We start from the raw sequence: 9763 nt of genomic DNA, 5'->3' as shown, positions 1-9763 counted from the left end.
ACGCCTGGCGGCGTGGGGGGACCCCCACCGGACCCCCGCGCCTCAAACGCCGGCGGGGCTGGCAAAGTCAGCCCGCCCGGCGGGGCGGGGTGGGGAAAACGCCCCGCGCGGCGGAGCCACCGCGCGGCACACTGACCCCATGAGACTCTTCGCCGCCGTACTCCCACCCCCCACGGCCGTCGACGAACTCGCCACCGAGGTCGCAGCCCTCCGTCGGCTCCCCGCTGCCGACACACTCCGCTGGACCGGGCACGCCGGGTGGCACTTCACGCTCGCGTTCTTCGGGGAGGTCGACGACGAGCTCGTGCCCGAGCTGCGGGAGCGGCTGGCGCGGGCGGCGCACAGGACGTCGGCGTTCCCGCTGCGGCTGCACCAGGGGGGCCGGTTCGGGCACCGCGCGCTGTGGGTCGGGGCAGCCGGCGGTCTGGAGGAGATGCGGCTGCTGGCCGAACGTTCGGACGCCGCGGCCCGCCGCGCCGGCGTGAGCATGGAGGAGCACCGCCGCTATCAGGCGCACCTGACGATCGCCCGGGCCCGTGAGGCGGGTGACCTGCGTCCGTACGTCGAGGCGCTGGCCGCGTTCGAGGGCACCCCGTGGCAGGTGGCCGACCTCGCCCTCGTACGAAGCAATCTGCCGGTCAGCGGGGTGCCGGGGGAGCAGCCCCGGTACGAAGTGGTCGGTTCCTGGCCCCTCGGCGGCGCGGGTTAACCTCGACGGGTGAATCCCAAGACCAGAAACCAGATCATGGCCGCGGCGCTGGTGCTGATGTTCGTGATCGTCGCCGTGGCCGCCGCCTTCGGCTGACGCGTCCCGCGACCGGCCGGCCGAACACGCACGCATCCGCCCCCGCGCGGCGACGGGCCCGCAGCGCCGGGATCCGGCGCCGGGCGGCTCGCCGTCGAAGGAGCCGTACATGCCGGACGACAGACCGCCGTTGACGATCAGCGCGGGTGGTGGGAAGAGCCGGTGGACGTTGCGCGCGCCCGGCGGGACGCTGAGCAGTCCCGTCGTCGTCGGCGACACCGTCCATGTCGTGGTCTCCGACAGCCGGGTCGGCGCGGTGGACGTGCACGGGGGCCGGGTCCGCTGGTGCAGCGACGAGCTGACGAAACCGGACGGCGAAGGCATCGTCCGCGCCGGAGGGACCGTGGTCGTCCCGGTGAACCGGGACTACGAGCGCAGCGGTTTCGTCGCCCTGGACGCGGAGACGGGCGAGGTGCGGTGGAAGCGCCGCAGGAGCCGGCTGCGGCAGGCCGCGGCGGCCGGTTCGACGGTGGTGCTGTGGAACGACGAGGACGGCGGTCAGATCACCGGGGTCGACGCCTCGACCGGTGAGACCCTCTGGGAGGACGAGTTCAGCAAGATCTACGGCCTGCTGGTGCGGGGCGGGACCGTGATCCTCGACACCGCGGGCTTCCGCGCCCTCGACGCCCGTACCGGCGACGAGCTGTGGCAGAACGGGTACGGCGATCTGCTCGGGCAGGGTGAGGAGGCCGACGCCGCACTGTTCCACACCTGGCGCCGCGGCGAGCTCTGCGTGCGGGCGACGGACACGGGCGAGGTGCTGAGCCGGACCTCGTTCCCGAAGCGGGTGGTGAAGGACCTCGGTCCCCCGCCCGCCCTGGTCGACGGCGGCCGGGCGCTGTTCTCCGAGGCCCTCGGACGCCGGATACGGCTTCTCGCCTGGTCGGGCCGGGACCGGGCGACGCCCCTGATCGGAGTCCGGCTGGGTCTCCGCCGCTTCACCTCGTTCTCGCAACCCGCCGTGTGTGTGGGCGACCGGGTGTACGCGACGACGTGGCGGGACCGGCTGTACGTCGCCGAGGTCGGAGGGCGGCGCGGTCTGCGGCGACTGCGGCTGACCGCCCGTGACGGCCGTGCGGTGGACGCGGAGAAGATCGCGGCCGGGCACCGGCACCTGTTCGTCTCCGACGGGGACAGGGTCGGGGCCGTCCGCGACGGCCGGCTGCTGTGGGTGGCGGATTCGGGCGTGTGGGAGCGGCCGGTCCCGCTGGGAGCCGACCGGGTGCTCTTCCTTGCCTCGAGCCGGGACGGGACCGGAGGGCTCCTGCACTGCGCGGACGCGGAGACCGGCCGCCGGAGCTGACTCCGCGCCCGGTGTCCCGCCTTGCGGGACCCGGCCTTGGGTGAAGTGGTCCTTGCTTCGAGCGCGCTCGAAGGCGTTGGCTTGGACGTCATGAAGTACACGCAGCTCGGACGCACCGGACTCAAGGTCAGCCGACTCGTCCTCGGCACAATGAACTTCGGCCCCCAGACCGACGAGGCCACGAGCCACGGCATCATGGACTCGGCCCTCGACGCGGGCATCAACTTCTTCGACACGGCCAACGTCTACGGCTGGGGCGAGAACAAGGGCCGCACGGAAGAGATCATCGGAAGCTGGTTCGCCAAGGGCGAGGGCCGCCGTGACAAGGTCGTGCTCGCCACCAAGGTGTACGCGAACATGGGCACGGACGGCGAGGCCTGGCCCAACCACGACAAGCTCTCGGCACTCAACATCCGCCGTGCGGTGGACGCTTCGCTCAAGCGCCTGGGGACCGACCACATCGACCTCTACCAGTTCCACCACATCGACCGGAGCACCCCGGTCGAGGAGATCTGGCAGGCCATCGACGTACTGATCCAGCAGGGCAAGATCCTCTACGCGGGTTCCTCGAACTTCCCCGGCTGGAAGATCGCCCAGACCAACGAGACGGCCCGCCGCCTCGGTTCGCTGGGGCTGGTCAGCGAGCAGTGCCTGTACAACCTGGCCGAGCGCCGTGCCGAGATGGAGGTGATCCCGGCCGCCCAGGAGTACGGCCTCGGCGTCATCCCCTGGTCGCCGCTGCACGGCGGACTGCTCGGCGGGGTGATCAAGAAGGAGAACGAGGGCTCCCGGCGGGCGACCGGCCGCAGCGCGGACGCGCTGGCCGACACGGCCGTGCGGGAAAAGGTGCAGGCGTACGAGGACCTGCTCGACAAGCACGGCCTGGAGCCCGGTGAGGCGGCGCTCGCCTGGCTGCTGACCCGTCCGGGCGTGACGGGCCCGATCGTCGGCCCACGCACGGCGGAGCAACTGGAGTCGGCGCTGCGGGCGCTGGAGCTGGAGCTGAGCGAAGAACTGCTCACGGGCCTCGACGACATCTTCCCGGGGCCGGGCCCCTCCCCGGAGGCGTTCGCCTGGTGAGCCTCGGCCGCCGCTCCCTGCCGGGGGCGGCGGCCCACGCCCGGCGCGGGCTCACTCGCGAGGGAAGTCGGCGGTGGTGAGCGTGAGGCCGACGGGGGTGTCGGTGAGCTCGAGGTCCGTGCCGAAGACGACGGTCGTCTCCGTCGTGTAGTCGCCCTCCTTCGGGCCGGTGTAGAGGTGGCACTTGCGCTGGTACGGGTCGGCGACGAGGTAGGCGGGCACCCCCGCTGCGGCGTATGCCGCCTTCTTGGGGCCGTAGTCGTTGTGCCCCGTGCCCTTGGAGATGACCTCGGCCACGAACTCGACGTCCTGGTAGCGCCAGCGGCCCGCTTCGTCCTTCTCGGCGCCGTCCCTGAGCTTGGCGACATCCGGAGCGAAGCCGTTCAGCGTCCCGGGAAAGTCGATCCGTACGTCCGACATCACCGTGACGTCCATGCCGAAGCGGTCCTCGAGCGCCCGCACGATCCGGCGAATGATCTGCCAGTGGATGTCCCTTTGCGGCGACATGAAGACGGCCCCCTCGACGATCTCGACCTTGAATCCCTCGGGGGCGGACTCGAGCCACTGGAACATCTCGTCCAGGGTGCGTTCGTCGCTGTTCTCGGCCATTTCGATCCTGCGCTCGTCCAAGGCGGTCATCGTGGCGCTCCTCCCCGGCTGCCGCTCGAACGAGTGCAACCGCGCGGTACAACGATACTGACCGTGACCGGTCACCACCCCGGAACGGGTCAGGCGCCGCTCAGCCAGCCCGCCGCGTCCAGGCGGATGCCGCCCGGCGGAGTGACGGTGCGCAGATCGGATTCGAGGTCGCGCAGGCGGTCGGGACCGATCGCCCGCGCCCATTCCGCGCGCAGTTCGTCGAAGATCGCCGCCGAGCGGGCGAGTGCGTCGAAGCCGTGCGGGGTGAGGCGGATCAGCTTGCGGCGGGCGTCGGCAGGGTCGTCCGCGCGTTCCGCGTAGCCGAGGGAGAGCAGGCGGTCGATGGTCTTGCCCGCCGCCTGTTTGGAGACGCCGAGGCGGCGGCCGAGGTCGCTGGCGGTGGCCCCTTCCGCGCCGATGGCCTGCATGGCGAAGCCGTGGGCGGGCCGTACGTCGGGGTGGCCCTGCCCGGCCAGTTCGGCGTGCAGCTTGTCGATGAGCGAGCGGAACCCGGCGAAGAGGAGCAGGGGCAGCTCGTAGCCGGGCGGGTCGGTGACCGCCTTGCGCTGTTCGACAACCTGGTTTACGTTCTCAGGGAGCGGTTCGTCAACCATGTTGTCCATTGTAGGAGCCTGCCATGTTCACCGAGCACACCCTGGAATCCGCCCCGCCCGCGTCCCGCCGTGCCATGGAGGCCACCGCCAAGCGCCTCGGCCGTCTGCCGCCGGCGGTCGCCAGACTGGCGGAGTCGCCGCACCTGCTGGAGGGCTTCCTCAAGCTGAGCGCCGCCTTCGAGGCGACGACGCTCGACCCGGTCGCCCGTGAGGTCGTCGTCATGACGGTCGCCGCGCGCAACGAGTGCCATGTGTGCGTGGCCATGCACACCGGGAAGCTGCGCACGCTCGGCGCGGACGAGGAGCTGATCGCGGCGCTGTCCGAGCAGCGTGCGCTGCACGACGAACGGCTCGAGGCGGTGCGGCAGTTCACGCTCGAGGTGTTCCGTACCGCCGGCGCGGTCGGCGACGAGGAGCTGCGCGTCTTCCTGGCGCACGGCTTCACCTCGCAGAACGCGCTGGAGGTCGTCATGGGCATCGGCACGTACACGATGTCGACGTTCGCGAACCGGCTGACGCGGGCCGCGCTCTGAGGAGGGGCGGGATCCGGCCGTTGTGGGCCGGTGGTGCTGTGTCTCCCTTCCCTTCTCGGGTCTCACATGCCGCAATGCCCCCACCAGCCCGTGACCCCCCACACGAAGGCGGACTCCCCCCATGCGGAACTCTCTGAAAAGCAGCACCCTGCTCGCCGTCGCCACCCTGGCCGTGGCAACCCTCGCCATGGCGCCCGCCCCCCACGCGGTGACGCCCGAGACGGCGACGTTGTCCTTCGACTGCGGTTCGTACGGCTCCGGCACCGCCACCCTCAAGGCCGCTCAGGACGGCACGGCCGCGACCATCGACCTCTCCACGGCGGCCATCACCGCGCCGCTGCCCATCGGCGCGAACTCCGTCCGGTCCACGCTCACCCTGGCCAAGAACGGCACGGACACGGCGACGTTCACCGGCGACTCCAACCCGGCGATCCCGGCGGGCGGCGCCGTCTCCACCGGCCCGCTCGACGGCACGGTCGCGGCGGGCGACAGCCTCGAGGCGAAGAGCCTGACCGTCGTGGTCTTCGGCATCACCGCCGAGTGCACGGCCACGTCCCCGCAGAACCCGGGCCCGTTCGTCTTCTGACACCGGTCCCGAACGGTCGCGGCCCGGCCCACGTCCCCACCGAGGGCCGGGGCCCGCGCGTCGGCCCGGCGTACGGGAATACCCGCGCCGGGCGGCGCTGTTGCCGTCGGCATGACCTTCTTCGCCGACGTGACCGTGCGGGGCTACGAGCTCGACACGCAGGGCCATCTGAACCAGGCCGTCTATCTGCAGTACGCCGAGCACGCGCGCTGGGAACTGCTGCGCGCCGCCGGTCTGCCGCAGGAGAAGCTGCTCGCCAGCGGCGTCGGGCCGGTCGCGCTCGAGGTGACGGTCAAGTTCCTGCGCGAGCTGCGCGGCGGCGACGAGGTGCGGGTGACCTGCCGGTTCGTCTACGGGGAGGGCAAGACCTTCACCGTCGAGCAGCAGATCGTCAAGGACGACGGCACCGTCGCCGCGGAGATCTCCGGTGTGGCGGGCATGCTCGACCTCTCGACCCGCAGGCTGATCGCCGACCCGCGCGCGCACCTCGCGGCGCTGGCCGACAACCCGGACCTGCTCACCGGCTGAGGCCGAAGGCGTGGAGCCGGCCCGGCGCCGGCCGAAGGATCACGTACCGGCCAGGAAGCTCCCTTCAGGTCTCTCGGCGGAACCGTCGCCCGCGCGGATTCGTTGGCGCAAGCGCCGGTTGCGAGAGCTGGAGGGGAAGTCGTGGACGACGCGGTTGTCGAGGCGGTCGGAGCGCTGGTGCCCGGAGGGGCGCTGCGCGGCGAACTGGACCGGCACGGCCGGAAGTCGCGCTGGATCGAGGCGGGAGAGGGCGCGCCGGCGGTCGTGCTGGACGCCCCGAGCGCCGGGTCGTCGATGATGTGGACGCCGGTGCTGGCGCCTCTCGCCCGCTGCACCCGGGTGATCGCGTACGACCGGGCGGGACTCGGCCTGAGCGACCCGGTTCCCCGGCTCTCGCTCGACTCGGCCGTCGAGGACCTGACCGCCTTGCTGTCCCGGGCCGGCGGCGGCCCCTGCGTCCTCGTCGGCAACAGCTGGGGCGGCCAGCTGGCCGAGCTCGTGGCGTGGGCCCGGCCGGACCTGGTGGCGGGGCTCGTGCTGCTCGACCCTTCGCACGAGGAGTTCCAGCCGTGGGCCGGCCGGATGGCCGAGGGGACGTACGCGCGTCAGCTCGCGGTCCGGACCTCTCTCCGGCTCACCGGCCGGTCGAACCACCGGCGTGCCGTGCGCGAGGCCTCCCGTGCGTCCGACGATCCGGGGGTGCGGGAACTGCTGGTCACCGCCTGGCTCGCCGCCTCCGGAAGCCGGCAGCAGGTGCGTACCGCCGTCGACGAGTACCGCATGATCGTCAAGGCCACCCCCGAGATCCGGCGCCGCCGCGCCGCGTCGAGGCTGCCGGACGTGCCCGTGACGGTCCTCAGCGCGAGCCGGGGGATGCCGCAGGGGATGAGACGCCGCTGGACCGAGCTCCAGAAATCGGTCGCCGCGTCCGTGGCGGGCGGGGAGCACGCTGTCGTTCCGGCCGCGGGTCACTACATCCAGAGCAGCAGGCCGGACGTCGTCACCCAGGCGGTGCTCGCCGTCCTGGGGCGGGCCGGGCACACCGGCTGAGACCCGGCGCGGCAGCGGTGACGTCGGGGTCTCAGGCCGGGAGCTTCAGGTCCGTGCAGCCGCGTTGCCCGGCCGAGCGTTCGGCGAAGCCCTTGAGGGCCGCGCGGGCGAAGTCCTCGACGTCCTCGTGGACGTAGTCCGTGGTGGAGATCGTGAAGACCGCGCGGGCGCTGGTCCCGGGGCACTCGGCCGTGGCCCAGAGGAAGTCGCTCCCGTGCCGGCCCGCGTCCCGGCCGGGCTCGCCTCCCGGGTGCCAGGCCTGTGCGAAGGGGCCGAAGTAGGCGCGGGCCTGGAACAACTCCTCGGCACGGGCCTCGGTCTCGCCGAGCACGCAGGTCTCCGTCATCAAGGAGTCGGCCGTCGGCGTCTCCTTGATCCAGTGGACGATGTCCATGTCGCGCATCGGGATTCCCGCGCACGTTCCCTTCGCCGCGAAACGGGATTCCTCCTCCGGCTCCGCAGGGGTGGGTGACATCCGGCCGCCGGGCCGGGCCTCGCAGTCCCAGTGCTCGGCCGCCCTGACCGCGGTGGCCGCGGCGAGTTCGGCGGTGGTGCGACCCGCCACCGCGCGGCCGCGGCGGCCCGTTCGGACGACGACGGACGCGTCCTTGTTGCCGCAATCCAGGACCACGGCGGTGCTGTTGAGATCGGTGTAGCCGTGCCAGCCGCCGCCGAGCGACATCGGCAGGGTTCCCGTCCTGCTCGAGCGCAGCTCGTCGAACACGCCGCGGGCGCCGTCGTCGTCGCGGGCGGATTCCGGGATCAGGGCGATGGTGAGCGTCGTCTTCCCGACCACGCAGAACTCGTAGCCGTCGGACCCGCCGCGGTGCACGTCGTTCGGCAGTCCCCGCTCCGTGTCGTAGTCGGTGAAGCCCGCCGACTCCTCGGGCGGGATCAGCCCCTGGCAGTACGTCGCCAGCTTGTCCTCGTAGCGCCAGCGCTTGCCCGTGTCGCTGAGCCGGTACCAGCCGTAGCCCGCGACGACGGCGAGTGCCAGCGGCAGCGCCACGTACAGCGCCAGGCGGCGTATGACGGTCATGTGCGTGATCTCCCCGGTTCGGCGGCCCCGCGCACCGTATCGCGGTCCGTGCGGCGTCAGTCGCGCGGGCGGCGGGCCTCGATCAGGAGGCGGTTGGAGTGGGCCACGAACGGCCCGTGGCGTTCCATGAAGTCATGGAGGGCTGCCAGCCGGTCGCGGTACGCGTCCACGGTGAAGCCCGGGACGATCCAGATCACCTTGCGCAGGAAGTGGACCACCGCGGCGATGTCGTGGAACTCCGTCCGGAGCATTTCCTGGCGCAGATCGACGACGTCCAGGCCGGCGGCCTCCGCGGCCGTGACGGTCGTGATCGGGCTGCGTGACGGGTCGACGGGCTGAGGGCCCATCAGGAAGTCGGTGAGTTCGCGGACCGAGCCGTCGCCCACGGCCTGCGAGAGGTATGTGCCGCCGGGGCGCAGGACGCGGTGGACCTCGTCCCAGCGGGTGGTCACCGGGTGGCGGCTGACGACCAGGTCGAAGTGGGCCGAGGGGAACGGCAGATCGGCCGAGTCGCCGGCGTGGACGACCGTCGCTCCCAGCCTGGCGAGGTTGCGCCGGGCGATCTCCAGGTTCGGCGGCCAGGACTCCGTCGCCACCAGCACCGGCGGGGCCGCCGGGACAGAGGCGAGGACCTCGCCGCCGCCGGTCTGGATGTCGAGGACCGCCTCGGCCTTCGGCACACGCTCGGCGAGGAGCTTCGCGTAGCCCCAGGACGGGCGCTGCTCCGTCGCGCGGCCGGCGAACCAGGAGAAGTCCCAGCCCTCGGTGGGGACGGCTTCGCCTTCGGCGAGGAGGTCTTCGAACGTGGACATACGGGCAGGGTCGCAGCCGGGGGACGCGCCCGCACCCGGGTTTTCCCCGGGGAGGGCCGCTCAGGCGGCGATGCCGTACGCCCCGCCCAGTCCCCACGCCTGGTGCATCGCCGTCGCGAACGCCCCGGCCAGTTTGATCTCGCCGCTCGGACCGGGATGGGTGCCGTCGTAGGTGTCGGTGTCGAGGTCGTACGACGGCGGGTGCGACGCCAGCAGGAGCGGGGACGCGGACGTGTCCAGGTCGGCCACCGCCTTGGCGAGCAGGTCGTTGAACCGGTCGCACTCGGCGGCGAAGGGCCGGTCCGACCGGGCGCGGATGTTGGGGATGACCGGGAGCATCACGATCCGGACGCGCGGGTTGGCCAGACGGGCCTGCGCGACGAACTCCCGCACGTTCCGGGCGGTCTGGCCGCTGTCCGTGTAGAAGCCGAGGTCTATCAGGCCCAGCGAGACCAGGAGGACGTCGGCCCCTTCCGCGGCGACCGTCTCACGGATCAGGGGAGCCATGTGCAGCCAGCCCTCGCCCCAGCCGGCCAGGTGGCGGCGGGCGTGGCCGGGGAAGCCGGGATCGGCGTACCGGTGGGACACGGGGGCGTTCGCCTCCGTGTCGTACAGCTCGCGCCGCGGGCCGACGATCTCGAAGGGCTCACCGACGGCGGAGAGGTGCTGCCACATCCGGTAGCGCCAGGTGAAGTCGCCGGCGCGTCCGATGGTCATGGAATCGCCGACGAACAGGAATCGCATGGTCGACATCATGGCTGAACCCACCGGTAA

Annotated in this window: 12 protein-coding genes; 7 read left to right on the top strand and 5 right to left on the bottom strand. The window is 72.2% G+C overall.

Features of this window, described 5'->3' with window-relative positions:
- The first annotated feature begins 139 nt into the window (after window positions 1-139).
- From thpR to AB0K36_RS30025, 3 genes are all read left to right on the top strand, one after another.
- A complete protein-coding gene (gene thpR / locus AB0K36_RS30035) occupies window positions 140-709 on the top strand; it encodes an RNA 2',3'-cyclic phosphodiesterase (RefSeq protein ID WP_364600310.1) in 570 nt (189 codons plus the stop codon).
- A gap of 205 nt (window positions 710-914) precedes the next feature.
- Window positions 915-2108, top strand: coding sequence for an outer membrane protein assembly factor BamB family protein (locus AB0K36_RS30030; protein WP_364600308.1), 1194 nt, complete (start codon window positions 915-917; stop codon window positions 2106-2108).
- 90 nt (window positions 2109-2198) lie between these two features.
- The gene (locus AB0K36_RS30025; protein WP_364600306.1) at window positions 2199-3188 is read left to right on the top strand and encodes an aldo/keto reductase; all 990 of its coding nucleotides are present in this window, start codon (window positions 2199-2201) and stop codon (window positions 3186-3188) included.
- A 51-nt stretch (window positions 3189-3239) separates the two neighbouring features.
- Here AB0K36_RS30025 and AB0K36_RS30020 read toward each other — a convergent pair whose 3' ends face one another.
- Complete coding sequence (locus AB0K36_RS30020) at window positions 3240-3827, bottom strand: Uma2 family endonuclease (RefSeq protein ID WP_364600304.1); 588 nt, start codon at window positions 3825-3827, stop codon at window positions 3240-3242.
- An 89-nt stretch (window positions 3828-3916) separates the two neighbouring features.
- Window positions 3917-4441: a MarR family winged helix-turn-helix transcriptional regulator gene (locus AB0K36_RS30015; RefSeq protein WP_364600302.1), complete on the bottom strand. Its 525-nt coding sequence runs from the start codon at window positions 4439-4441 to the stop codon at window positions 3917-3919.
- A 23-nt stretch (window positions 4442-4464) separates the two neighbouring features.
- On the opposite strand from AB0K36_RS30015, the gene AB0K36_RS30010 reads away from it, so the two are divergent.
- The 4 genes from AB0K36_RS30010 to AB0K36_RS29995 all read left to right on the top strand — a co-directional run bounded on the left by AB0K36_RS30010 (window position 4465) and on the right by AB0K36_RS29995 (window position 7138).
- Window positions 4465-4974, top strand: a complete 510-nt coding sequence (locus AB0K36_RS30010) for a carboxymuconolactone decarboxylase family protein (protein WP_364600300.1) — start codon at window positions 4465-4467, stop codon at window positions 4972-4974.
- Window positions 4975-5095: 121 nt separating this feature from the next.
- On the top strand, window positions 5096-5560 hold the full coding sequence (locus AB0K36_RS30005) for a hypothetical protein (RefSeq protein ID WP_364600298.1): 465 nt from the start codon (window positions 5096-5098) through the stop codon (window positions 5558-5560).
- 111 nt (window positions 5561-5671) lie between these two features.
- Window positions 5672-6088: an acyl-CoA thioesterase gene (locus AB0K36_RS30000; RefSeq protein ID WP_189468784.1), complete on the top strand. Its 417-nt coding sequence runs from the start codon at window positions 5672-5674 to the stop codon at window positions 6086-6088.
- Window positions 6089-6229: 141 nt separating this feature from the next.
- Window positions 6230-7138, top strand: coding sequence for an alpha/beta fold hydrolase (locus tag AB0K36_RS29995; RefSeq protein ID WP_364600296.1), 909 nt, complete (start codon window positions 6230-6232; stop codon window positions 7136-7138).
- A 31-nt stretch (window positions 7139-7169) separates the two neighbouring features.
- Here the strand turns inward: AB0K36_RS29995 and AB0K36_RS29990 are convergent, their stop codons facing one another.
- Genes AB0K36_RS29990 through AB0K36_RS29980 form a run of 3 tightly spaced genes read right to left on the bottom strand, consistent with a single transcriptional unit; the run spans window position 7170 to window position 9733 of the window.
- Window positions 7170-8177, bottom strand: coding sequence for a hypothetical protein (locus AB0K36_RS29990; protein ID WP_364600294.1), 1008 nt, complete (start codon window positions 8175-8177; stop codon window positions 7170-7172).
- Between the two features lie 56 nt (window positions 8178-8233).
- Window positions 8234-8989: a class I SAM-dependent methyltransferase gene (locus tag AB0K36_RS29985; protein WP_364600292.1), complete on the bottom strand. Its 756-nt coding sequence runs from the start codon at window positions 8987-8989 to the stop codon at window positions 8234-8236.
- Between the two features lie 60 nt (window positions 8990-9049).
- Window positions 9050-9733, bottom strand: a complete 684-nt coding sequence (locus tag AB0K36_RS29980; RefSeq protein WP_364600290.1) for a GDSL-type esterase/lipase family protein — start codon at window positions 9731-9733, stop codon at window positions 9050-9052.
- Window positions 9734-9763: the final 30 nt, after the last annotated feature.

It is taken from the genome of Streptomyces kurssanovii (assembly GCF_040677245.1).
GTDB lineage: Bacteria > Actinomycetota > Actinomycetes > Streptomycetales > Streptomycetaceae > Streptomyces > Streptomyces kurssanovii.
This window is presented reverse-complemented; position numbering and strand designations above follow the sequence as displayed.